Raw genomic sequence first — 24,472 nt, 5'->3', positions numbered from 1 at the left:
CTTCAGGCGAGGGTGAAAAAGATGAATCAAAAAGTGATTATAAATAACTTAACAATTGATGGACTCAATTTCCATGAAGATACGGTTACGAAAGAGGGAAAAGAGCTGCATAAAGTAAGTTTTGATTTCAAGGTAAAACATGACGACTATCATGATATAACCACTTTGCTTTATCAGAACGACTTTCTCGTGAAAGTGCCTGATAAAAATCTTAGATTTTCTGCAACGATTTATAATTACTCAACTTCGATCACTAATTTATATGAGGAGAATGCTGTTGGGGACTTTAAGCTGGAATTGGTTGAAAAGGCATAACTGCTTAACACTTTCCTATGATGTGCATTAGCGTCATAGGGTTTTTTAATGGTATTTCATAAAAATTAATACATAAACAAGAAGGACTTTCTTGAAGGAATCGAGAATTAAGTCAGTATAAAAAGGATAGGAGTTTTCTATTATGACGACATTCAAAGAATCATATAAGAAGTACAAAGCAGCATGGAGAAATTTTTCTTTAGAAGAATTAAAACAATATATATCAGAAGATTATCAGGCGAAGGAAGTTAGAATTGAGGGAATAGTTGATTTTGGATATAAAGAATCTATTGAAGGGTAGAAGCAAGCTTTCAATTATTTCCGTTATATTGAAACCGGAATAACGGTGGATAGATTAAAAAGCCTGCAGGTTAACTTCTAAGGAGGAATTCATTTGCCACAAGGACTCATACACCATGTTGAAATTAATGTTTTTAATCTACGTAACACAGTCGACTTTTGGGGCTGGTTGTTGGACGATTTAGGCTATACAGTTTATCAAAAATGGAAAGATGGACAGAGTTGGAAGCTTGGTGATACTTATATTGTATTTGTGCAGACAGAAGGAAGGTTTCTGGATGTGTCCTATCATCGGTCGCAAGTAGGCTTAAATCATTTAGCTTTTCATGGTAAATCTCGAGATCATGTAGACGAAATAACAACTGAATTAAGGGAAAAAGGAATTCATATCTTATATTTGGAGAAACACCCCTTTGCCGGTGGATCAGATCATTATGCGGTTTATTTTGAGGATCCGGATCGGATAAAAGTAGAGATAGTAGCTCCCTAAATAGATAGGAGACTAATAACGATGAATACATATAAGCTAAGAGAAACATTACTAAGTCTTCGAGAGGGTGATCTTGAATTGTCTTCGGTTGATATTTCTAAGCTAACCAATGCCATGCTAGATAATATTGGGCATGTAGACCCTGTCTTAAGAGATAAATTGATTTATAGTAGTTTCTCAAAAATGATTATAAATAATTATTATACTGATGCACAACTAAAACATTATCTGGATATATGTTTAGACAGTGATCATTTATTTTATAAGGTAGGAGAAGTAAACAAGGATTCTGTTTTTAAACGGTCCTTCTCTTCACTAATTATTGCGGTGATATTACATGTTAATCTCAAAAAGACTTTTTTAACACCTGAAGATCTAGTTAAAATTTCTGATTTGTTAGTACTTTACATTGAGCAAGAACAGGATGTAAGGGGACTGGTTTCTGAGAAAGGTTGGGCCCATAGCATTGCGCACATAGCTGATGCCCTTGTTGAATTAGTCCGACAAGAAGATTTTCCACTAGATAAAATGGGGGACATATTCTTAAGTATTTATAACAAGATGTGTTTTAGTGAAGATTACTTTCAGTTTGAAGAAAACGAACGAATGGTCATACCAGTGGATGCTTTGTTAGAAAGAGGTCTTAATGCAGCAGAAATATGTGAACGAATAGGCCAAACAGGGAAAGATCTAAGAGAAAAATTTCCAATTGATAGTTTGCCATTACTAATTTATCGATCGAATATCAAACAATTTTTGAGCAGTTTATACTTTCACCTAGAATCGACAAATAAGTATAGTACTATTGCGAATCGGATCAAGAAAACGATGAAAGAAATTAATGAACCATATTATACTAGTAACTAATCCTTTATCTATGTAAACGAATGTTGATCAAAAATCTATACTTGGAGTGATTAACTAGGATGAAAATAGCTCAAACTACTGATTACAACGCACTTGCTAAGTTGAATAAAAATGTGCATGAATTACATGTTCATTTATACCCAAATTATTTTATGCCTTATTCTTATAGTGACATGGTAGAGGAATTTAAGAAATTAGTAGAAAAAGAATATTTTATTTTTTTGATTTTAACAGAAGATAATGAGGATAAAGGATTTGTGTTTTATGAAATAGTTAATAAACCTGGAACTCCCTTTAAAAAGCCCTATAAAACATTATATGTACACCAAATAAGTGTGGAAAAAGCAGATCAGAAAAAAGGTATTGGTGATGCATTAATGAATGAAGTCACCAAGGCGGCAAAAGAAAGCAAGGTGGATTGTATAGAGTTGGACTACTGGGTAAAAAATGAAAACGCAAGAAATTTTTATAAAAAAAGAGGTTTCAAAGTAGAGAGAGAATTTGTTAGAAAAAATCTATAAGAAAATATCACCAAACAGGAACGAAATGCTTGACTCGAAGAATGAACCCAACTGGAAGTGTATGTCTTTCCTTTCACTTTTCCCCACAAAGTGCGATAATGATAAAAAAGAGCGAGATAGGATGAAATGATGAGTACAGTTATTGAATTGAAGGTTAAACAAAATTATATAAAGCCCTACAAAAATGGATATCCGCTAATTAGTAAGGATACAGTTACAAATTCAGAGTCTTTAACAAAAGAAGGAAGTATCGTCCACTTAGTAGACAATAACAAGTTTATTGCAAAAGGTTATTATGGTGTGCAGAATAAAGGCTTGGGCTGGGTCCTGACGGATAAGAAGGAAGAAATGATTGACTACGAATATTTCAAACAGAAAATACTCACCGCAATCAATAAGAGACAGTCGTTTTACAACGATGAAAATACTACGGCCTTTCGCCTTTTTAATGGGGAAGGCGATGGAATTGGCGGACTGACAGTTGATTATTATGATGGCTACTATTTAATCAATTGGTACAGCGAAGGTATATATACATTTAAAGATCATGTCATTCGGCTGTTGGAAGAGATGGGCGAGTACAAGGCGATCTACGAGAAGAAGCGATTTGACACAAAAGGAAAATACATCGATGATGATGACTTTGTGAAAGGTGAGCGTGGCGAATTTCCGATTATTGTGAAGGAAAATGGAATGAACTATGCCGTATACCTGAATGATGGAGCGATGGTTGGGATTTTCCTCGATCAGCGAAATGTAAGAAAAGCAATTCGGGACAAGTATGCAGAAGGTAAGAATGTGCTGAATACTTTCTCTTATACGGGAGCCTTTTCAGTAGCTGCTGCACTAGGTGGTGCTGAAAAGACTACAAATGTGGATCTTGCTAAGCGTAGTAAAAGTAAGACCATTGAGCAATTCAGTGTCAATAGCATTGACTTTGAACAGCAAGATATTATGGTGATGGATGTCTTTGACTATTTTAAATATGCCAATCGAAAGAATTTGAAATTTGATTTGGTCATTCTTGATCCGCCTAGTTTTGCCCGCTCAAAAAAGCGTACATTCAGTACTTCCAAAGATTATCCGGATTTAATCAAGGATACCATTTCGATAACTGAGGATAATGGCGTAATTATTGCTTCAACAAATAATGCGACATTTGGAATGGATAAATTCAAAGGGTTCGTGGAAAAAGCGTTTAAAGAGGTAAATGGAACATATAAAATTTTAGAAGAATCTTCATTACCCGCAGATTTCCAAGTCAATAAAAACTTCCCTCGAGGTAATTATTTAAAAGTACTGGTTATACAGAAAATAAGAAAATAAATTGAAAAAATCCGCTTTGATTGAAAATAATCAAAGCGGATTTTTATTATTTGTGCTTATTCTGAAGGACGAGTAGTTTGAAAAGATAAAGTATCCCAGAAGGAAACATCCTTACTTTCAATAGAACCATCGGCAATCGCGCTTACTGTTGCATCAAGCGTATTCACTGTTTGTTTGATAAGATAACCATTACTCTTTTGCCCCAGCACATAAGACTCATAGAAATGGTCGGACATACCACGCATTTCAAATAAAAGAGTAGAAATGCCATATTCAACGGCGATTCCGTTACGACTAATTGTTTCAGCTGAACCTCCATTGTACTTGCCTAAATGTCCCCAGCCCTTTGAGTCAATTTCATCGAAAACCACAGCTCCCAATTGCTTTGATTTATAAGCAACTTCTGGATCAACATTTTCTGTAGTTGGATAAAGGATGGAGCCAGATACAAGGTCACCATCACGTTCGCTTTGTGTACCTTGGTGATGTAGGTCAATCATGTAATCAATATCATACGCACCTAACACATTATCATGTAAAGCTTTTGTTTCCGGTTGAATCCGATCAATGTGATCACGATTTAAATCAACTTCAAGAGCATTATAACGTGTCATATTACGATCGCCGCTTGCAGTATAGTCTTCCAATGAAAAGTCAACATCACCCATTGCACCATCTGCATTAAGCATAGGGACAATCAACACATTAACATTGTCAAGTACACCCTTTGTCTTACCAGTTCCGAGGTGTTTGATGAACTCAAGTGACCCTTCTGTAGTTAATGCTTCGTTTCCATGCTGCTGAGTAAGAAATAGAATTGTAGGGTTTTCTGGATTTTTCATATATTTTACCAGATGTAAATCCCGTCCTTTTACTGTTTGGCCAATTATTTCTAGTTCCATATCATTTTGTTTGGCTTCCTGCTTTTCTAAAAAATTAACCATTTCATCATGTGTGCGCAAGATGGAGGTGTTTACTGTTTCATTTCCACCGTAATTAGGACCATTTCCCGCTGCATTAATAGTAGGTGAAACTATAGATGTGCCTCCTAAGACCAGGGCCCCCGTAATTGTAAGTGTTACTAGTTTCTTCTTCATGAAATCCATCCCTCCACTTTTAATTTTGATCCTGTGTATATCTTTCTATTAAAAAATCATATCTCCTGCTTGAAATCTAAAAATGAGGAATAGTGCTTATATTTAGGGGTTAGGCGACTTTTTAAGGAGATAGTCCTATTGAGAGGTAGAGAAAAGTCGGAGTAACATTAAAAGCTGCGGGATTATCTCCGCAGCTTGTTCTATTTTATATGAACTTGTCTAACCTGACTGCCCTCTTGATCGATGGTTAATGCACTAACCTGATAATCGGTGAGAATACGCTGCATATGGTTAGCTATACCGCTTCCTTCTCCTTTAGGTGCAAAGGAGATCATCGTTGGCCCTGCACCACTAATTACGGTTCCATATGCCCCGTTATTTTTAGCTTCCAGCTTAATATCATGATAGCCTGGAATCAGTTCAGCTCTATATGGCTCGTGAAACAAATCCTTTTCCATCATTTTGCCGGCAAGTTTGTAATCTCCAGATAAGAGTGCTGCTACCACGAGATTACTTATCGCACTTGCCGCAGTAGACTGTTCTCTGGAAAGGTTTTCTGGAAGTACTTCTCTAGCCTGTTCTGTCTTAAGTTCAAAATCAGGAATATATACAATGACATCCACGTTTAGATCATCTAAATGAATCCAATTGATTTGATTATCAGCTGTTAATGCTGTAATGACAACACCACCGAGTAAGGCCGCAGCTATATTATCCGGATGGCCTTCAATGTCTGTACCGTATTGTATTTTCTCTTCTTGAGACAGGGAAAGACCGCAGACCTGATTAGCCAGTTCAATACCTGCAATAACTGCTGAAGCACTACTGCCGAGACCGCGCGCTAATGGAATGTCAGTGGTAACAACTACTTTACATGGCGGTAATTGCTTGTGATGGCGTTCAGCTGTTTGTTTGGCTATTTGATAAATAAAATGATCTTCGCATGGTGTCTTGGCAGGCAGTAAAGGAGATTTGTGTTCAATATCCCATTTATCAGCTGCGGTTACATGCAAGGTCAAATATAGGTTTAAGGCTAAACCTAATGAATCGAAACCCGGTCCCAGATTAGCGGAACTTGCTGGAATTGATATGCTGAAATCATTCATAGTTTCAGCCTGGATTCTATATAATCCTTTACAGTATCTTCGTCATTTGGTAGAGATACAGGATCTGTATTAAGTTGGTCAATCGCTGTTTGTGGATCTTTTAACCCGTTACCAGTTAGTACAGCTACTACGTTACTTCCCTTCTTAATAGTCCCGTTTTCACATTGCTGAATAAGTCCTGCAATGGATGCACAAGAACCTGGCTCAGCAAAGATTCCTTCTTTACTTGCCAATAGCTGAAAAGCATTAGTAATTTCTTCATCTGTTACAGAATTAATTGCTCCATTTGACTCATCTCTTGCAGCGACAGCAAGATCCCAACTAGCCGGATTTCCAATTCGAATTGCGGTTGCAATGGTTTCTGGCTGAGGTATTATTTTGTTTTGTACAATAGCTGCAGCACCTTCTGCCTCAAAGCCAAACATCCTTGGAAGTCCTGTTTGTTTTAATTCATGGTATTCTTTAAATCCTTTCCAATAGGCACTGATATTTCCTGCATTACCTACTGGGATCGCAAGAATATCAGGAGCAGACCCAAGCTGATCGCAAACCTCAAATGCTGCTGTTTTTTGTCCTTCCAATCGATAAGGATTCACTGAATTTACAAGCGTAACTGGTGCCTTTTTGCTTAATTCTCTGACCATCTTCAATGCTTCATCAAAGTTTCCATCAATCTCGACAATTTCTGCTCCGTACATTACTGCTTGAGCCAGCTTGCCGAGTGCTACTTTCCCTTTTGGAATGACGATGATTGCTCTAATTCCTGCTCTTGCTGCATATGCTGCAGCAGAAGCAGATGTATTTCCGGTGGAAGCACAAATAACAGCATTACTGCCTTCCTCAACAGCCTTTGCTACTGCCATTACCATTCCTCTGTCTTTAAAAGAACCAGTAGGATTGGCACCTTCCACTTTTCCGTACAGATTTATCCCTAATTGTTCCGATAAGCTAGAGAGGTGGATCAGTGGCGTATTCCCTTCGTGAAGGGAGAGCTCAGGTGTCTCTGCTGTGATGGGAAGTAAAGATTTATAATGTTTTATTAACCCCGGCCACATCATTTTCTACATCTCCTTCAACTTTATAATAACTCTTAACATCCAGTACTACATTTAGATCGCGAAGAAGTTTTAACGCCTTCGTGAAATTTTCAAAGGACGTTTTATGTGTGATAAAAATAATCTCAGCTAGCTCATATTTCTTAATCGGTGTTTGTAATATTTGTTTGAAACTAATGTTATTGTCGTGAAATAAGGAAGAAATGGTTGAAAAAGCTCCTACTTCATCCTTAACATGCAGTCTCAGGTAATATTTACCAAACTGCTGATCTGGTGTTTTTAATTCTTTCTTAAAGCGAGGTGCAAGTGACTGACGCCCATTTATACCTAATCTGATATTCTTAATTACTGTAATAACATCAGACATTACCGCAGAAGCAGTTGGCATGCTTCCCGCTCCTGGTCCATAAAACATCGTTTCACCTACAGCTTCACCATAAACATAGACAGCATTATATTCATTTTTTACATCTGCAAGCGGATGGCTTTTAGCTAGAAAAGTTGGTTGTACATTTACTTCCACTTGCTGGTCATGGCAGTTGGCAAAGCCAATTAACTTCATTGTGTAACCGAGCGTATCTCCATATTGCAGATCTTCCAGGTCTATGTTCTTAATTCCGTTGATTTCCACATCTTCTAAAGCGACATCTGTAGAAAAAGCAAGTCGGCTTAATATTACCATCTTTCTTGCTGCATCAAGGCCTTCTACATCAGCTGTTGGATCAGCCTCAGCGAAACCAAGCTCTTTAGCTTTTTGAAGAGCAGCTTCATACGTTGATCCTTCGGTATTCATTTTTGTCAGGATGTAATTCGTTGTACCATTTACAATTCCCATTACTTGTTGAATACGGTCGGAAGAGAGTCCATCGGTAATCCCCCTTAAGATGGGAATCCCACCGGCGACACTTGCTTCATAGTAAAAATCACATTTATTTCTGCTCGCTGCCTCTTGAAGTTCAGGTCCATGAAGAGCTACTAAGTCCTTATTAGCAGTTACAACATGTTTTTTTGCGGAAAAAGCTTTTAAGATATGTTGAAAGGCTTCATCGATGCCACCCATTACCTCTATTATAACATCAATTTCAGGATCATTTAAAATATCATCAGGGTTAGTGGTGAGAAACGTTTGATCCAGCTGCACATTACGCGCTTTATCTGTATCACGAATCAATACACTTTTCACATTAACGCCGCAGCCAAGTTGATGTACAAGCTCTTCTTGATGATTTTCTATTAGTTTAATCACTCCGGAACCAACTACTCCCAAACCAAGTAGTCCAATTGATACATTGTTTCCCACATTATCACCTCATAATTGTCCTTGTGGATAAGAACATAATTTTTTATATTACTGAACATTTAAACATGAATATGGAAGTATGGCAATAGCGAATCTTTAGAATTATTAATGAAATCGCTTACATTAAAGGAGATTGTTTGAACTTTCATGTTAAAGGCCTTGAATCTGAAACTATGAAAGAGAATTTTTTAACTTATAGAGTAATGAACAAAAACAGTTACATATAAATAGACTATTAGAAATAGGTTAATGACGGGGGTAGGAGCGGGTGAATTATGCAGGTGTGGGATTTGCTTTTGTGACATGTTTGTTTTTGGGGGCGGGAATCGGCATGATCTTTAATAATCTTGAGTTGGGTGGGGCCTTAGGATTAGGTGCTGGTTTTTTGATACTTGCACTATTTCGGAAAAAGGGATAGCGGCGATGGAACATTATTCTTTTTTGCTATGTATTAAATAGTACATGAAAGATAATCAGGATATAACTCAAGTAGGGTGAAAGGAATGAATTATGAAAGGGTAGGCTTGTCCATTGTTGGTTAATTTTCCATTTTAATTGTGTACATCATGTGGAAGATTAGTTTCATAAAATAATTTATAGAAATGTATGTATCTTATCTAAACATTCATCAATAATTTCAACAGGAGCCTGCCTATCCATATAGAAAAGATTCTATATGGATGGATAACATTAGCGAAATTGACTAAGTTGCTTTGATGATCCTTTCATTTTCATTATGAAATGTGACATTGAGCCAAAATGGCCTGCATAAACGTTGAAACAACTGATTGATATTGGGAAAGTATTTATAGGTACGGTTTTTGATTTTCTTTCTGAAGGAAATGAATTAGAAATAGTCCAGATAGAAACAGACTTCGGATGATGATTATCAATCAAAGCCTGTTTTTTTGTTACTTACCTATTAATAAATAAAGGGAAATTGTTATAATATATTCATAGGTATTTATAGAAATATAATTAATTGGAGGTAAGTATCGTTATCATGACTACTAAAGTAAAACTTAATGACATTGTAGAAGGAATGGAAATCCAATTAGATGAAAGTAGTACACTAGTGAACATTAAAACCGGTGAAGTGATATACGTGTCCGACGCAAATTTGAGGAATGCGGAAGATGGAGATTCCTTTGAAGGTTTACGGGACTGGCAGCAAGAAGAATTGGAAGTTGCATATGATGTAATTGAGAATGAAGAAAACTACATAGAACTACCAACAGAGTATGATATTCATGAATATAGTATGATAGAGAATTTCTGTTTAACTGTTAAAGATCCTAAGGCACAAGGTCTTTTACTCCGGGCTATACGCGGAAAAGGTGCTTTCGGGAGATTTAAAGACCAAGCGTTCGATTTAGGTTTAGAGCAGGATTGGTATACGTATCGTGATGAGCGGTACAAGCAAATTGCGATAGAATTTTGTAAAAATGTAAAAAACATAATCTGGAATATGTTGAATGAAGTGAGGGTGTAGGTTGAGTAAGAAGAAAATTGAACAAAGAGTCCGCCGTCATGCATCGGAGTTAGTACAAGAGAAGGGATATGTCAGCCCAGTTGACCTGCTGGTTAAAATGGAACGGCTAACACCAAAACAAGTAGAGGATTGGCGATTCAAAAGAATCTCCTATCTGGAAAGAGTAGCAGTTGGGAACCTTTCAAAACTAAATCACTCCCTGAAGTTCTTAAGGGATTTTGCAAAAGAGCAAAATCTTAAACCATCCAGTACCACGTATAAATCCTGGGGGAAAGGGCCGAAAAAGATCTTGCGGTTCTCGAAGTCTGGCAATCCTTATATGGAAGAAATATATTCTACTCACTATGTACGGGCGAAAAGTAAAACTTAATAAACCTAATGTATTTCCAAAAGGAGTTGTAGAGAGTGGCAAAGGTTACTAAACTAAAAATTCCAGAATTAAAAAACAACTAAGAGACTATGACCAAAAAGCACTCATCAGTTTAATTACCGATTTATATAAATTAAATGACGATGTGCATCATTACTTGTCTGTAAAATATTTGGGTGAGGAAACCATTCAAGACTTATTTGTAAATGCACAAAAAGAAATAAAAGATGAATTCTTCCCCGATAAAGGATTTGGAAAAATGCGTTTGGCAAAAGCAAAAGGAGCAATAACCAATTTTAAGAAGCTATCAAACGATCACTTTAGAACAGTCGACTTGATGCTATTCTATGTAGAAGTCGGGACAGAATTTACAAATACTTATGGGGATATAGATGGAAAGTTCTATGACAGTATGAACTCTATGTACGATAAGGTAATAGTGGAATGTGAAAAAGACGAAACATTATTTAAGGAAATCAAAGATCGATTATATGCAGTTGTTGCTGAATCAGATGGCATTGGATGGGGGTATCATGATGTCTTAGAGGAGAGTTATTATTCGATTAGTTGGTTGGAAGAATAAAGCTTTTACTATCTAATAATATGATAAAATCGAATTGAATGATGATTATGCCAAATATCAGACCAATTTCAAATTTTGGGTTCAGTAATAATTATTCGGAGCCTGTTTATATTACTAAAAATGGTAAGGGAGATCTAGCAAGTATATGAAAAGCCTATTGGGAAATTTGAACTTATCAAACTTCTTAAGAAGGGACAGAAGCAATAAGTAAAAAATCAGTTCGACGGATGGGAAGTCGATAGCTCCAACGACAAGGAAGTTAAACTGATGATCCAACCTCCCCTTACTTGATTTTGAGAGATCAGCCGAATCCATCAAAAAGGAAGTAATCAAAAAGACACAAGTTGACACGTGTCTTTTTGAAAAGGTAAGAAGGTATAAAGTTTTTGGCTGTAATTAATTCTTACACTTAAACAGCCACGTCCAGCGCAAGCTCCCATCACCTAGTACCCTTCCGGTCTCTTCTTACGATAAGTCACCATCAATTCGTTACACTCATTGTGTTTCCTTTATCTCATACGATTCCGTCCAGCGCATACGGTGATAAACGGGCGCTTGCGCTTTTGTTCTGCCTATTAAGGAATTTGTTATTGCTTCGTTTTATAAAAGTGAAATGTATCCATTGCTAGTGTCACGCCTTGAGCAAAAGCAGCGCCACCACCTAATGCTGCACTTACACCTATAGTTTCCATGAATTCTTCTTCAGATGCTCCGTGCTCAACTGCACCCTTTGTATGATATATAATACAATACTCATCCTGGGCGTAAATACTTATTCCAAGCGCTATTAATTGCTTCGCTTTTTTGTCAATTGCTCCTTTTTCAAAGCATTCATCTGTAAATTGGAAAAAACTTTTGGTTAACTTTGGATAGCGTTCTTCAAAATAACTGGTACCTTCTTTAAAATCTAGTATAGATTGATCAAAATAATTTTCCATTTCCTCTGAATTATGCTCCATGTATGTCACTCCTTTTTCCCGATAATTTCAACTACATAGTATAGCCTTTTATAATAGGGGAGAATATATGTCTGTTATAAATTGGAAAATGTAAATAGACACGAGTGAACACTCGTGTCTATTGGATAGCGCTGAAATATGATTGCGATACGCTGATACATGGTTATGAACCGCTGATATGCAACAGCACGATTATTCGACAGGATTCGACAAAAAGCGGGAAGTGACCACTTATACGACTGCTCTGCTGTGGGCTTTTGCCATGGCGAATACTGCTGTTCCCAGGGCGATGATAACAAATACTCCGCCAACGGTTGCGTTGTATTCAATGGATGCTTGTTCTATGACCATTCCGCCTATAAGTGAGCCGAATGCGATGCCGAAGTGCAATGCAGAGTTGTTTAAGCTTTGCTGTGTGTCAGCGGTCTCTGGTGATGTTTCAATCAAAAAGCTTTGCATTGCCGGAGTAATTGCCCAGCTCATCATACTCCATACAATCATAACGATTAAGAATATCGGGAATGCAAAAGTAGTGTATGGAATGGCAAAAATCGACAAACCAAATACGATAATTACAGAAATAATAGTTGGTCTTGTTCCGAATTTGTCAGATAATGTACCGCCAACACCTCCACCAATTACTGCAGCAACACCGAAGATCAAGTACACGATACTTACCCATGTTCCACCTAATCCCATTGTAGATTTTAAGAATGGTGTTAAGTAGGCATACAACGTTAAATGTCCTGCCAGAAACAGAAATGTAGTTAGTTGAGCAAATAGTATTTTGCGGTTCTTTAATGTTGCTAACTGTTTTCCAAGTGAAATTTGAGGTCTTGGAGCAATTTTGCTCATAAAGAAATAGACGCCAATCATTGATAATAATGTTAGGACAGTGATCATAAGAAAAGGAGCTCTCCAGCCAAAAGCATTTCCTAACATCAATCCGATTGGAACACCTAATACGAGTGAGCCACTAACACCCATAAAGACAATGCCAATGGCTCGCCCGCGATATTTCGGATCCACGATGTTGGATGCCATGGTTACACATAATACGATCAGCAACGATCCACTTGCCGCAGATATAATACGGGCAATAAAAAGAATTGCATAGCTAGGGCTGATAACTGCTATCAGATTACCTAGTAAGAATACGCTCAAAGCTAATAGCGTTAATCGTTTCCGTTCTATTTTTGATGTTGCAACTAACAGAATGGGAGCTGCTATTGCAAACACTAATGAAAATACAGTGATTAATAGTCCTGCTTGCCCGAGGGTTACACCTAAATCTACCGCGACTAAATCTAATATTCCACCTATAATTAATTCGACCATCCCAACAACAAATGAAACAATCGTTAATAAATATACACGTTTATCCATAATTTTAATTTCCCTTCAATAAAGTTACCACTATAATAGTAACTTTATTTATCTAAAAAAACAAGATGAACTTTCGTGTACTACAAAACGACTGTTTTATGCTATGATACTATTTATAAAGATGCCGTTTTAAGGAGCTATACTACTTATGTTGATGCAATTTGGATTCACCCAATATGAGAGCCAGGTTTACCATGCTTTAATTACTACAGATCAGCCCTTGGATGCGACTGCCATTGTAAGGCGGTCTGGAGTGCCGCGATCTAAAGTTTATGAAGTACTGCATCGCATGGGGGAAAAAGGTGTAATACTGGAATCCACTATGGAAAAGAAACGACTGTATACTGCTCTATCTTTAGACTCAATGATTGAGAAACTAGAAACCGATTTTGAAAAAAATGTGCAAAAATTAAAAGATACAAAAATTAAAGAAACACCAATGGATGACCGGGTCTGGACATTGAAAGAGGATAAATCTATTCAGGCTTTAGTAAAGCGTTTAGTGAAAAGAGCAGAAAGATCTGTTTCAATATCCGGATGGGCAGATGATATTGTCATATTACTGCCGTTATTGGAAGATAAGTACAAAGCTGGGCTGAACGTTACCATTCATGTTATTGGAGAATTAAAAACCATAATACCTACTGTATCGACCTTAATTCCAGATATACAGCACGCTAATCTGGAGAGAAGCAGAATTCTGATTGTGGATGAATCAGAAATGATATTTGCGGGAATCGAGAATTCGGAGTGGCAGGCAATTCGTACGCATTCTCGTCCACTTGTAAAATTTTTTACTGAATTTTTCTACCATGACGTCGCCTTAACTGAAATTACAAGGAAGTACAAGGATACAATTATGCAGGACAAAGATATACGGGATATCTTATTGAAATTGAGATATTAAGTATGATAAGCGTGCTGGAAATACGGTTAGTGGCAGACGCTGTCTAACACTGGTATACTTAGACTGCCTCAACTATTTTTGAAGGAGGAATCTTCATTGAGTAAAGATGCTTCAATACAAAAAGATGCGATGCGCGTGCTAAAGCTCACGAGCAGAACTTTTTACATACCTATCACGTTATTAAAGCCAAAATTAAAAAGGACAGTAGCTTCAGCGTATTTATGTATGCGGGCAATTGATGAAATTGAAGATCACGAACAAATGGATTCAGAAACGAAGCAATATTTATTGCGTTCAACTAGTACTCTCTTGAAAACCACATTCGATGATGAAAAATACCAACAATTAATAAAACCCCATAAATCTATATTGCCAGAAGTTACTTTGCGCTTAGGAGACTGGATTTCAGTTTGTCCGGATGAAATTGTTGATAAGATTAAAGAATCAACGAGTATCATGGCAGAAGGAATGGCTGATTGGGTAGAGAAAGACTGGGATGTTAAAACAGAGGAAGATCTCGATGACTATACGTATTACGTAGCAGGGTTAGTAGGATTAATGCTTTCAGATATATGGAAATGGCATGATAATACTGAAACAGACCGTGATCTTGCTATTTCATATGGAAGAGGATTACAGGCTGTAAATATACTACGTAACCAAGACGAAGATGCAGAACGTGGCGTGCGGTTTATTCCCGAGGGGTGGGACAGAGACGACATGTTTGCATACGCAACTACTAATTTGCATAAAGCGGATGAGTACATAAAAGATATCAAGACACGCAATATTCTGTTGTTTTGTAAAATACCATTAGCATTAGCACATCGCACCCTTAATGCTTTGAAAAGTGGACAAGAGAAAATGTCCCGGTACGATGTAGAAACAACAGTCGATGAAATTATTAATGAATAATTGAATCCAAATACGATTAGGAAATCTAATCGTATTTTTTTTATAAGTTTTTAACTGTTTTAGCTTATAATCAAATGAATATATTGATATAGGTGCGGTGATAATAAGTGGAAAGAAACAAGCATTCTGCTTAAGTAGTCAAAAGATGACAGGGCAGGTAGAGATCGCCATAGTAAAACCGTGAAAGCCTATCCCAGGCAAGACAATCATTCAATCCCGTGCGCTAATAGTGAAGAGTTTGGAAACTAGGTAAGAAATTTTTGATAATTTGACGTATTACAGAATTATACCTATAATAAAAAACTGTGTTATAAAGTTGAGCAAGCTGGTGGGTATTGTCAATGGTTATTAAAAATAAACTATAAAACAATCGATAATCATATTCCATCCGACGGTCTTAAATGACAAATGGAATAATATATTTGGACACTTGCTCCTAACAAAATTAGGAGGAAAAGCGTGGAATCGAAAAAAAAGATTAAGTTAGATTGGCCTGTATTTATAATAAGTGGTGGCTTTCTAATAGTATTCATCGTATTGTCGTTTATAAATAATGAGATGGTTGGGAATGGAATTTCAACACTCTTCACTTACTCTGCAGATCTCTTTGGTGCCTATTGGCAAGTACTATTATTGGCCAACTTCTTTATTGGACTTGTGCTGGCATTTTCGAAATATGGGAAGGTACGGTTAGGTAATCAGGATAAACCTAAATATAGTAACTTCCGTTGGGTTTCCATGATTTTGGTAACATTACTTGCTAGTGGAGGCGTATTTTGGGCAGCTTCTGAACCAATGTATCATTACATGGATACTCCTCCTTTAATGGGTGGTGGAGAGTTTAACAATATTCAGGGAGCATTTGCGCAATCCTTTATGCACTGGGGATTCACTGCGTGGGCTATCTTGGGGACGCTAGCTACGATTGTAATGATGTATGTACATTATAGTAAAGGACTTCCTTTGCGACCAAGAGGCCTGTTATATCCAATCTTCGGAGAAAAGATTTATCATAGAAGTGTGCTTGGTTCTTCTGCTGATATTTTCTCTATTATCGCAACAGTAGCAGGAACTTTAGGACCGCTTGGATTCCTGGGATTGCAAATAGCTTATGGTCTTAATCACTTATTTGATGTTCCCAATACGATAACAACAAGTATTTTTATTGTAGCAGTACTTTCCTTGCTCGCTGCAATATCAGCTGCGACAGGTGTAGACAGGGGGATTCTTACATTAAGCAGGTATAATGTTGGCTTTACGATTTTTCTAGCACTTATTGTACTTTTCGTTGGACCGACATTGTTTATCATCGATGCATTTGTTGGTGGAACTGGCTATCATTTACAGAACTTCCTTTCCATGAGTTTATATCGAGGAGATGGAGATTGGCTGGGTTGGTGGACTATTTTCTTCTGGGGATGGTTTATCGGATATGCTCCCATGCTAATCGTTTTCATCAGCAGAATTTCCCGAGGAAGAACAATCCGGGAATTAATTATTGCTGTATCAATCGTTGCACCATTAGTTAATAACTTCTGGTTTTCCGTTGTTGGAGGAACAGGCGTGTTTTTTGAAAAAGAAAACCCTGGTTCGATTTCCAACGCTTTAAATGAGGGTGGAATGCCCGCTGCAGTAATGGCAATAACGGACCAATTACCAATGGGCGTTATCCTGGGATTAGGGTTCCTGCTTGCTTCCGTCATTTTTGTGGCAACGACCGTGGATACCATGTCTTATACCGTAGCAGCTACATTAACTGGTAACGATCACCCTAAGCGCTGGTTACGCGTTTTCTGGGCACTAATATTTGGTCTAACTACAATCATGATACTCACAATAGGGGAGGACAGTATTACATCTATTCAGAATTCGATCGTAATAACTGCAGTTCCTGTATCACTCCTATTGCTGCCGCCATTATGGAATGCTCCGAGAATAGCTAGAAAGATGGCATTAGAGCAAGGACTTATATGGGAGAGAGAGATTAGAAAAAAAGTAAACAAATAAGGGAATAAAGAAGGAGTCTCGGTCCACTGTATGGATTGAGACTCCTTATTTTTAGTTTTCATTATCCATATAGGTTAAGGATACTTTTAGATTAGCATTCTTTTCCCGGATCCGGTCAAGTAATTCCTTTTCTTTTGTTGCGTTCTTACTTCGTATGGCGAAGGTATATAAAATCATAGTCCCCAGATTTGTAGTTTCAACCTGACGAAGCTTATGACTTACAGTATACTGAGTAAATATGTCATCCAGTAAATTTTCGTGATTTAGATTTTCAGGAACCGTAACTTTTAGAACCTGCGTGTCTTTTCCTTTTCCATATTCAAATTTATAAAGCAAATAAAATAATAAGCTTGAGAAAAGGGTGAGAACAATAGCTAAATCAAATTGATAGAGACCGCTAGTCATACCAACACATAAACCAAAAAAGATATATGCAATATCTTTTGCATTCGTTACTGCACTTCTGAATCGTATCAAAGAAAAGACGGCAAATAAGCCAAAAGCTACTCCGGCATTTCCACTTACTACATTCATTACAACAGATATGATTACACTCATCATAACAATCGTATGAACAAACGCCTGCGAGTACCGCTCACCTGTAAATGTAATCTGGTAGAGCTTTGTAATAATCAGGCTAAGTACAGCTGCAACTGCCATAGCTAATAAACTCATCATAATAGTTGATTCTGAATCTCCACTTGTACTGAATAATTGAGTAAGAATATCCATGTTATATTCCTCCTGCTACTACATTTTCTTTATAAACTCCATTTGGAAGACTTTCACTTTTAAGCGTCTCCATGCTCGTACAAAATTTAGAAGCGCTTCTTTGTTCACAGTTTAGATTTTGTAGGATGCGCGTTAACCATAATGGCACACTATCGTTTACTTTTACTTCCAACACAACTAGATCATTATCAATAAAATGTATGCCATTGGATCCGTTTTCGAGATGAAGATCGTCGTTCCTGCAACGTAAGTTTAAGTCAAATGTGATCCGTAAATCAGGGTCACTGATACAGTGAAGGGCATGGCGGTCATAACTGACAACCATTTCAGGATATAAATTATAAAATTGACGGAAATAATCAATTTCACGCAGGACCTGTGTATTGGATGTTTCAAAATCTTCAAGTGAGGTATCAGATTTATCAGCTAAATACCGATACGCCTCAGATAAAGGGAGAAGCATTCTGCGCTTGTTTACTAATTTTTTGTGCTTTTGCTTTACTTCGAAAAAGGCAGTACCATTTAAACCAGTATTGTTGTATACCCGTAAACGAAGCTTTTGCCGATATTTCAGCTTATTTTTTGTCTCAAAGTAGATTTTGTGATCTCTGCTTTCAAAATATAAGCTAGTGACCGTATACCTGCCATCATCTCCAAATCGATCGGGCCGCATTTCAGGATTGATTCGGTTAACTAATTCAACATACTGCTCCCGGGTAATCAAATACTTTTGCTCTCTTCGTCTAAAACTTTCTATTGCCATTATTCATCCTCCTTACTAACTGCTATCATAAAGGAGGATGTTTAGAACTTGATGTGAATAAGATTAGAGATGTATTAGAATGGAAGGAGAAGGAATTAATGCTTTAAAAAGAGACCAAATATATGGTCTCTTTTTAAAGCATTAGCTGAAGTTTTTCAAGAGTGCTCTAACTGCTAGATACAGCAGAGCTAAGCCGAATACAATTACTGCGATTGCTCCTACAGCTATAAATAATGTGGCAAGTGCTGCAGAGGTGATGAAAGTAGCTGCGAGACCTGGAACAATAATTAAAGCAAAGCCTGCTAAGATGGCTGCTAGATATAACATAGCTAATTGATTCATCGTATATCCCTCCTTCGATATAGTTTATGAAAGAAGGAAAGCTAGTGTTTGTATGTTAACTACAAAGGAATTGTAATCAGTGTATAAGCTTGTTTTCTCCATCGTGTAAAAACGTACCTCTGTAAAGCATGCGATTAGCTATCACGTTACTATGCATTCTTGACTCCTTGCACTTTCGTTCTATTAATAGCACTGGAATGATTGGATTCTTTCCAGATCTACTCCGTAATAAACCCATCTATTTCCTAGCCATCTAAAACCTGCAATGGAATTTCTACCGACAAAGATCGGGTAAAACCAAAAAGAATCTCGTCTTAGCCAAATATAAGTGAAGCGGTACAAACATCGTTGAATTGCCCCTGGATCTACAGCTAAGATTTGTTGTTGTGGCTGTGTTGGTTGAAATGAAGGCGGCGGGCTTGATGGTGGTCCGGCTGATTGTCCGCCACCAGGAAACTGCCCAGGGAATCCAGGAAATTGCCCACCAGTACCCGGACCGCCAGGGAATCCAGGAAATTGCCCGCCTGTACCGGGTCCACCAGGCTGCCCAGGAAATTGTCCGCCAGTACCCGGACCACCAGGGAATCCAGGAAACTGTCCGCCTGTTCCAGGCCCCCATTGACTTGGTGGATATCCTCCATATCCAAAATATTGACCTAATAAATATCCTGGAAAATTAAATTGTCTTTCATCATCATGTTGTGATGTTTGGTAGTGATTCATAAGTTATTTCCTCCCTTAGAAAAATCGTTCCCTTTAATATATGGGGTATTGGTCTAGAAAGGGATGGAATTACAAAGAATGGGCTGTAATAGTTAAAAAATATTATATGTATGTAAGATTTATCTATTATTTTTGAACGGATGTTTTCTTAAAATGTAATTTTTAAGGTTCCGACTCATTACGACTTTGCTAAGCTAATTTAATAGCACTCAAAGTTTTTGATTGTATGCGGAGTATTCGGAATTGGTTTGTCTGTCTGCTGTTGTGATGGCGTATATTGTTTTATAGTGCAGTACCGAAAGACATGGAAGAACTACTACAGGAAGAATAGTAAGAATACAAATAATGAGAGCAAAATACGCCATCCTACTTGGGTAGCGTTTTGTATGAAATATTAATTAAAACATGTCCGAGGATGAAAAAAAGGATTTGAAACAGAGTTTAATTCGATTTATAAACAATTAGCTGGTATTCGTCATGAATCACCTAATCAGATACAGCTTAGGAAGGCATTAAGAATGGTTCGACTTCATAAACAAAATGGGGAATTATTCACTTGAAGCATTTATAGGACTTGGTCAAATGTATGTTAAAAATTATATAGAACGAGTAAGAGACTCTTACTATCAGGCATTAATTGAAAGTCGTGGAGTTCTTTAACGTCGTAAATGGCTACACATATGTTTGTGTAGCCATTTTTTTAAACGATTAAGTTCTCATTAATACTGTTAAAACAAAGGATTGTATAGTCCAGTTCTTACAACATTTTAAAGGACTTTATATAAATCATATAGAATATAGTATCTAGATGGAGGAGTTAATTGATATGAAAAAGGTTATTACAGTTGTACTTATCACAATTCTTATATTAATGGGTTGTAATGATCACGGTTATGGAGGACTGCTAAATAGAAGCCAAGTGGAAAAATTATATGATGATGCGGATCTTATAGAGTTAGAAGATGGCACAGTTTATATAAATGGTCCCGAATGGATAGAAGAACAGAAGTTAACTAAAGGTGATAAAATCGGAATAGTAGAAGAAGGAATGGCTACTAAGTTACCAGAAGGAGCCATCATTTACGAGTCGAAAGAATCCCAACCTATTTTAATTGTGGAATACCAAGGCGAAACTAAAAGATATTTATTAGCCTCCGGCGAATAAAAATTTGCACTATTTTATAAATGTGGTAATAATTAACAGTGCAGGAAATTAATTAATGAATAAAAGGAGGTTTTCATGAAGTTGAAGAAGTTGAAATGGTTTACTTTAGCAAGTGGGATTATTTTTTTTCCCTATTCTAAATCTTGTATTCTCTAATTGCATATCAATAATCTCTATGGCCCAAAGAACAAGTTCATCATGATCTGAATCCTCTTCCTCAGTCCATATGCAGGCGGGTAATAGTCTGTCTTCAACTTTAATCATCACCTCATCAGGTAAATACATGCGAAAAAATTACTTAGCTATACGGTTTTCAACTTCTATTGGAATCATTTAGATCTCCCGAAGCCAAGACGTTCTCTCATAGAGACTTCTCCACCCACTAGAATCTTATAAGAATTGTGGACAATTCGGTCTTGAGTCGCATCAGCTACTTGTCTTGTGCCTTCCCTAACAGAGCATGCTATCCTTGGGTGAAAAGAACTCCCCACTTACTTAAAGGTTCACTTTATTATCCTTTCTAGATAGAAATGTATGAACAGAAGTACAGCGTTGTTCTTACATGTAAACCGACTAACTTTGGCATAGATCAATAAATGGAAAAATGCCATAGGGAATCCTATCTGGATTCCCTATCGTTCTGTGATTAAATTATAGATTGTTTACTGCCTTTTTTATATCATTTGCCTTTGCAACCGCAGAAATAAAAGATACACCATCAGCTCCAGCATTAAGTACAGAGGCCGCATTTTTGGTGGAAATCCCTCCAATCGCTACTATGGGAAGGTTGGGAAATTGTTCTCTTAAAGAAATAATCCATTCTAAACCAACAACAGCTTTGGAATCTTCCTTTGTCTTTGTAGCAAAAACAGGTCCTGCCCCAACATAATCTACCCAAGAGATGGGGCTGTTAGTCACTTCAAAATTATTTGATACAGAAAGCCCAATTATTTTATTTGGAAATAGCTTGCGTAACTCTTCCACGGATTGATCTTCCTGCCCGACATGCAGTCCATCAGCATCCAGTGCATCTACTAGTTCTATATCATCATTTACAATAAAAGGTATTTTATAATGGCGACAGATGCTCCGCAGCTGTTTTCCCAGTTCGAGTTTCTCGTCTCCTGTCAGTGAACCTACTCCCTTTTCACGAAATTGAAAGGCAGTGATTCCCGCTGAGGCTGCAGACTCCAGTATTTGTACAGGATCGCCGTCACAGTTTTGACTACCCATAATAAAATATTTCCTGAGACTTTGTTTTATTGCTAATGACATGATTTATCTCCTCTCAAGTACATCGGCATCTAATGAAAGTGCATCAATAAACTGAGGTAAGAAAGTGCCAGGTCCAGTTACACCTTTTTGAGATGCAGCGAATTCTGCAGCCATCCCATAAAACTTAACTGCTGATAACGTTTGTTCCTCTATGGGATGATTTGTAGTTAAACAAGCCGTTACAATGGATCCTAGTAAACAGCCAGCCCCCGTGACTTTAGTTAAAAGAATATGGCCGGTTTTATTATGAATAATTGATTTTTCTGTTGAAATTATATCCGTTTCTCCAGTGACAATAGCAGTAGTTTGATAGATCTCTGCTGTTTTGGAAGCTATCTCTTCCACATCTCCTTCACCAATGGATTCGACTCCTTTAGTTTTCCATGGAATTTCAACCAGGTGGGCAAGCTCACCTGCATTTCCTTTGATTACTGTGGGATGTACTTCTTTTAAAATCTGCTTTACAGCATCCGAACGAAAAGGGGTAGCCGCTACCCCTACAGGATCAAGCACGACGGGAATACCTTTTCTATTGGCTGCCTTTCCGGCTTGTATCATGGCCTTGAGTTCCTGTGAGGTCAGAGTGCCAATGTTAATAAGTACCCCATTCGCAATGCTTGCTACTTCATTAGCTTCTTCTTCTGCCTTGGCCATAATTGGAGCGCCACCAAAAGACAATAGACCATTAGCTGTGAAGTTCATAACAACTTGATTTGTTAAATGATGAATCAATGGGGTGTTTTCCCGGACTTCTTTAATAATATCAAAATTCATTGTTTAACTTTCTCCTCCCTAGTTGCCCAATGGTTGGTAGGACCATTTCCAGAGCCAAGTTTATAAGAATGCTGGATTGCGGCAGTAACAAATTGTTTTGCCTGCTTGACTGCTTGTTGTAAGGGTGCCCCGTGACTTAAATAGGCAGTAATAGCAGCAGAATACGTACAGCCCGTTCCATGCGTATTTGTAGTATCTATTCGTTTAGCAGAGAAGGTATGCAGTTCAGACCCATCATATAGAAAATCTACAGCATCACCCTCCATATGTCCTCCTTTGACAAGTGCCGCTCCTGCATTAAACTGTTCTACAATTTGTACAGCTGCCTGCTTCATATCATCAACTGTCTCTATCTTTTCTCCCGTAATAAATTCTGCCTCGGGGATATTCGGGGTGACTAAAGCTGTTAGTGGTAAAAGATTATCCCTCAAAAAATCACGTGCATTTTCTGAAATTAACGGGTCTCCACTCGTTGCCACCATTACTGGATCCATCACATAGGGTACATCCAGGCTCGAAATTTTTTTACTGATTACTTTCATCATATCTGTATTAGCAATCATACCTGTCTTGAATGCATGGACTGGCATATCTGAAAGGACAGATTCCAGCTGCTGTTCGATCATTTCAACGGGTAGATGATGCACCCCTTGAACCCCAGTTGTATTCTGGGCAACAACGGATGTTAGTACTGACATGCCGTAGCTTTTTAATTCTTGAAACGTTTTTAAGTCTGCTTGAATTCCAGCACCACCACTAGGGTCAGTACCAGCTATTGTAAGTGAACATGCAATGCTTTTTCCTGATTGATTTGTAAATGTCATAGAAATAGCCTCCTTATATAGTTTCGGAACTAACAGGAGTGAAAGTAGATTAAATAGAGGGTTTGTTGATGTTTCCTCCGACTACTTTCCTGTGCTGGAATTATCCAGATCAGCTTCCAAGGGACTAAGGATTAACACCTTATCTCAGCAGGGATAGTTCCCCCAGTAGTTTCCTGGTTATATGTTTTGTAATACATTCTTTTGTTTAACGCGGGATACAATGAACCAACCGATAAATGCACCGGTAATACTACTTACAAGAAAAGATGGCATGAAGAATAATGCACCTGCAGAAGTACCCATCAGAATTTTTGCAAAAGGTACTGCAAAGAGAGCCCCAATGATTCCTGATCCAATTGCTTCTCCAGCGACAGCCCATATCTTCTTTTTAAAATGACGATAAAGATATCCAGCTAAGAGAGCACCAACCATACCACCTGGAAATGCCAATAGGGTACCAAGACCAAGCATGTTACGAAGTAAACCAATCATAAATGCAATAATTACAGCAGGCCCTGGACCAAGCATCACGGCCGCCATGACGTTGACTGCATGTTGTACAGGATAAGCCTTGGCAATCCCAGCTGGAAACCAAAGTAGTTGTGCCCCCAGTGTTCCAATTGCTACAAATACGGACATGGTCGTTATTAACTGTGTTCGATTCATCCAATTCCTCCTCTAAAAAAGTGCACCAAAAAAGCCAGATCTCATCACAAGAAGACCTGGCTTAAAATAAGCTGAAATAGATTAGACTTATCGTCTGCTACTTCCCTCCGCTGGTATTATCCAGATCAGGTCCATAAGAGTCGGAAGCTTAAACGCGCTTTCCTCTCAGCCCACGATTTATTGGGCACCCCTAGTAGTAATTTTACTATGAA

General features: G+C 37.6%; 28 protein-coding genes and 1 riboswitch. Of the genes, 14 read left to right on the top strand and 14 right to left on the bottom strand.

What is annotated here, in order from left to right; genetic code table 11:
* Positions 1-21: 21 nt before the first annotated feature.
* The 6 genes from QGM71_RS18270 (at position 22) to QGM71_RS18245 (ending at position 3,819) form a co-directional block, all read left to right on the top strand.
* Positions 22-315 (top strand): DUF3219 family protein, encoded by a 294-nt coding sequence (locus QGM71_RS18270; protein ID WP_327609008.1) that lies wholly within the window; start codon positions 22-24, stop codon positions 313-315.
* Between the two features lie 142 nt (positions 316-457).
* The gene (locus tag QGM71_RS18265) at positions 458-616 is read left to right on the top strand and encodes a hypothetical protein (protein ID WP_327609007.1); all 159 of its coding nucleotides are present in this window, start codon (positions 458-460) and stop codon (positions 614-616) included.
* A 93-nt stretch (positions 617-709) separates the two neighbouring features.
* Positions 710-1,105, top strand: coding sequence for a VOC family protein (locus tag QGM71_RS18260; RefSeq protein WP_327609006.1), 396 nt, complete (start codon positions 710-712; stop codon positions 1,103-1,105).
* A 21-nt stretch (positions 1,106-1,126) separates the two neighbouring features.
* Positions 1,127-1,972: a DUF2785 domain-containing protein gene (locus tag QGM71_RS18255; RefSeq protein ID WP_327609005.1), complete on the top strand. Its 846-nt coding sequence runs from the start codon at positions 1,127-1,129 to the stop codon at positions 1,970-1,972.
* Between the two features lie 59 nt (positions 1,973-2,031).
* The gene (locus QGM71_RS18250) at positions 2,032-2,493 is read left to right on the top strand and encodes a GNAT family N-acetyltransferase (protein ID WP_327609004.1); all 462 of its coding nucleotides are present in this window, start codon (positions 2,032-2,034) and stop codon (positions 2,491-2,493) included.
* 129 nt (positions 2,494-2,622) lie between these two features.
* Positions 2,623-3,819, top strand: a complete 1,197-nt coding sequence (locus QGM71_RS18245) for a class I SAM-dependent rRNA methyltransferase (RefSeq protein ID WP_327609003.1) — start codon at positions 2,623-2,625, stop codon at positions 3,817-3,819.
* A gap of 56 nt (positions 3,820-3,875) precedes the next feature.
* On the opposite strand, the gene QGM71_RS18240 is transcribed toward QGM71_RS18245, so the two are convergent.
* The 4 genes from QGM71_RS18240 to QGM71_RS18225 all read right to left on the bottom strand — a co-directional run bounded on the left by QGM71_RS18240 (position 3,876) and on the right by QGM71_RS18225 (position 8,377).
* Positions 3,876-4,916: a M14 family zinc carboxypeptidase gene (locus QGM71_RS18240; RefSeq protein ID WP_327609002.1), complete on the bottom strand. Its 1,041-nt coding sequence runs from the start codon at positions 4,914-4,916 to the stop codon at positions 3,876-3,878.
* A gap of 200 nt (positions 4,917-5,116) precedes the next feature.
* Positions 5,117-6,022, bottom strand: a complete 906-nt coding sequence (gene thrB / locus QGM71_RS18235; protein WP_327609001.1) for a homoserine kinase — start codon at positions 6,020-6,022, stop codon at positions 5,117-5,119.
* A complete protein-coding gene (gene thrC / locus QGM71_RS18230; RefSeq protein ID WP_327609000.1) occupies positions 6,019-7,080 on the bottom strand; it encodes a threonine synthase in 1,062 nt (353 codons plus the stop codon). Before thrC ends, thrB begins: the two co-directional genes overlap by 4 nt.
* Positions 7,049-8,377, bottom strand: coding sequence for a homoserine dehydrogenase (locus QGM71_RS18225; protein WP_327608999.1), 1,329 nt, complete (start codon positions 8,375-8,377; stop codon positions 7,049-7,051). The genes thrC and QGM71_RS18225 overlap by 32 nt, the downstream gene beginning before the upstream one ends.
* A 268-nt stretch (positions 8,378-8,645) precedes the next feature.
* On the opposite strand from QGM71_RS18225, the gene QGM71_RS18220 reads away from it, so the two are divergent.
* The 4 genes from QGM71_RS18220 (at position 8,646) to QGM71_RS18205 (ending at position 10,822) form a co-directional block, all read left to right on the top strand.
* Positions 8,646-8,795 (top strand): hypothetical protein, encoded by a 150-nt coding sequence (locus tag QGM71_RS18220; protein ID WP_327608998.1) that lies wholly within the window; start codon positions 8,646-8,648, stop codon positions 8,793-8,795.
* Between the two features lie 585 nt (positions 8,796-9,380).
* Positions 9,381-9,869 (top strand): UPF0158 family protein, encoded by a 489-nt coding sequence (locus QGM71_RS18215; RefSeq protein WP_327608997.1) that lies wholly within the window; start codon positions 9,381-9,383, stop codon positions 9,867-9,869.
* A 1-nt stretch (position 9,870) separates the two neighbouring features.
* Complete coding sequence (locus tag QGM71_RS18210) at positions 9,871-10,239, top strand: hypothetical protein (RefSeq protein WP_327608996.1); 369 nt, start codon at positions 9,871-9,873, stop codon at positions 10,237-10,239.
* A 67-nt stretch (positions 10,240-10,306) separates the two neighbouring features.
* Complete coding sequence (locus QGM71_RS18205) at positions 10,307-10,822, top strand: DUF6155 family protein (protein ID WP_327609018.1); 516 nt, start codon at positions 10,307-10,309, stop codon at positions 10,820-10,822.
* A 587-nt stretch (positions 10,823-11,409) separates the two neighbouring features.
* Here the strand turns inward: QGM71_RS18205 and QGM71_RS18200 are convergent.
* Both QGM71_RS18200 and QGM71_RS18195 read right to left on the bottom strand, forming a co-directional pair.
* Entirely contained in the window at positions 11,410-11,781 is a 372-nt protein-coding gene (locus QGM71_RS18200; RefSeq protein ID WP_327608995.1) for a carboxymuconolactone decarboxylase family protein, read from the bottom strand.
* Positions 11,782-12,012: 231 nt separating this feature from the next.
* Positions 12,013-13,167, bottom strand: coding sequence for an MFS transporter (locus tag QGM71_RS18195; RefSeq protein WP_327608994.1), 1,155 nt, complete (start codon positions 13,165-13,167; stop codon positions 12,013-12,015).
* 148 nt (positions 13,168-13,315) lie between these two features.
* On the opposite strand from QGM71_RS18195, the gene QGM71_RS18190 reads away from it, so the two are divergent.
* The 3 genes from QGM71_RS18190 to QGM71_RS18180 all read left to right on the top strand — a co-directional run bounded on the left by QGM71_RS18190 (position 13,316) and on the right by QGM71_RS18180 (position 16,996).
* Positions 13,316-14,074 carry a TrmB family transcriptional regulator gene (locus QGM71_RS18190; RefSeq protein ID WP_327608993.1) on the top strand — a complete coding sequence of 253 codons (759 nt, stop codon included), beginning with the start codon at positions 13,316-13,318 and terminating at the stop codon, positions 14,072-14,074.
* Positions 14,075-14,170: 96 nt separating this feature from the next.
* The gene (locus QGM71_RS18185) at positions 14,171-14,989 is read left to right on the top strand and encodes a phytoene/squalene synthase family protein (RefSeq protein ID WP_327608992.1); all 819 of its coding nucleotides are present in this window, start codon (positions 14,171-14,173) and stop codon (positions 14,987-14,989) included.
* 459 nt (positions 14,990-15,448) lie between these two features.
* A complete protein-coding gene (locus QGM71_RS18180; RefSeq protein ID WP_327608991.1) occupies positions 15,449-16,996 on the top strand; it encodes a BCCT family transporter in 1,548 nt (515 codons plus the stop codon).
* A gap of 51 nt (positions 16,997-17,047) precedes the next feature.
* Here QGM71_RS18180 and QGM71_RS18175 read toward each other — a convergent pair whose 3' ends face one another.
* From QGM71_RS18175 to QGM71_RS18160, 4 genes are all read right to left on the bottom strand, one after another.
* The gene (locus QGM71_RS18175) at positions 17,048-17,728 is read right to left on the bottom strand and encodes a DUF4956 domain-containing protein (protein ID WP_327608990.1); all 681 of its coding nucleotides are present in this window, start codon (positions 17,726-17,728) and stop codon (positions 17,048-17,050) included.
* A 1-nt stretch (position 17,729) separates the two neighbouring features.
* A complete protein-coding gene (locus QGM71_RS18170; RefSeq protein WP_327608989.1) occupies positions 17,730-18,491 on the bottom strand; it encodes a polyphosphate polymerase domain-containing protein in 762 nt (253 codons plus the stop codon).
* Between the two features lie 141 nt (positions 18,492-18,632).
* The gene (locus tag QGM71_RS18165; RefSeq protein WP_327608988.1) at positions 18,633-18,833 is read right to left on the bottom strand and encodes a hypothetical protein; all 201 of its coding nucleotides are present in this window, start codon (positions 18,831-18,833) and stop codon (positions 18,633-18,635) included.
* 183 nt (positions 18,834-19,016) lie between these two features.
* Positions 19,017-19,556 (bottom strand): hypothetical protein, encoded by a 540-nt coding sequence (locus QGM71_RS18160; protein ID WP_327608987.1) that lies wholly within the window; start codon positions 19,554-19,556, stop codon positions 19,017-19,019.
* 826 nt (positions 19,557-20,382) lie between these two features.
* Here QGM71_RS18160 and QGM71_RS18155 point away from each other — a divergent pair.
* Positions 20,383-20,721, top strand: a complete 339-nt coding sequence (locus QGM71_RS18155; protein ID WP_327608986.1) for a hypothetical protein — start codon at positions 20,383-20,385, stop codon at positions 20,719-20,721.
* 651 nt (positions 20,722-21,372) lie between these two features.
* On the opposite strand, the gene thiE is transcribed toward QGM71_RS18155, so the two are convergent.
* The 4 genes from thiE to thiW form a co-directional block, all read right to left on the bottom strand.
* Positions 21,373-21,996, bottom strand: a complete 624-nt coding sequence (gene thiE, locus QGM71_RS18150) for a thiamine phosphate synthase (RefSeq protein WP_327608985.1) — start codon at positions 21,994-21,996, stop codon at positions 21,373-21,375.
* A 3-nt stretch (positions 21,997-21,999) separates the two neighbouring features.
* Positions 22,000-22,770 carry a hydroxyethylthiazole kinase gene (gene thiM / locus QGM71_RS18145; protein ID WP_327608984.1) on the bottom strand — a complete coding sequence of 257 codons (771 nt, stop codon included), beginning with the start codon at positions 22,768-22,770 and terminating at the stop codon, positions 22,000-22,002.
* Positions 22,767-23,594, bottom strand: a complete 828-nt coding sequence (gene thiD, locus QGM71_RS18140; RefSeq protein ID WP_327608983.1) for a bifunctional hydroxymethylpyrimidine kinase/phosphomethylpyrimidine kinase — start codon at positions 23,592-23,594, stop codon at positions 22,767-22,769. The genes thiM and thiD overlap by 4 nt, the downstream gene beginning before the upstream one ends.
* 177 nt (positions 23,595-23,771) lie before the next feature.
* A complete protein-coding gene (gene thiW, locus QGM71_RS18135) occupies positions 23,772-24,260 on the bottom strand; it encodes an energy coupling factor transporter S component ThiW (protein WP_327608982.1) in 489 nt (162 codons plus the stop codon).
* 85 nt (positions 24,261-24,345) lie between these two features.
* A riboswitch (TPP riboswitch) is annotated at positions 24,346-24,462 on the bottom strand.
* Positions 24,463-24,472 lie beyond the last annotated feature (10 nt).

This window comes from Virgibacillus tibetensis, assembly GCF_036026595.1.
Classification (GTDB): Bacteria; Bacillota; Bacilli; order Bacillales; family Amphibacillaceae; genus Virgibacillus_P; species Virgibacillus_P tibetensis.
This window is presented reverse-complemented; position numbering and strand designations above follow the sequence as displayed.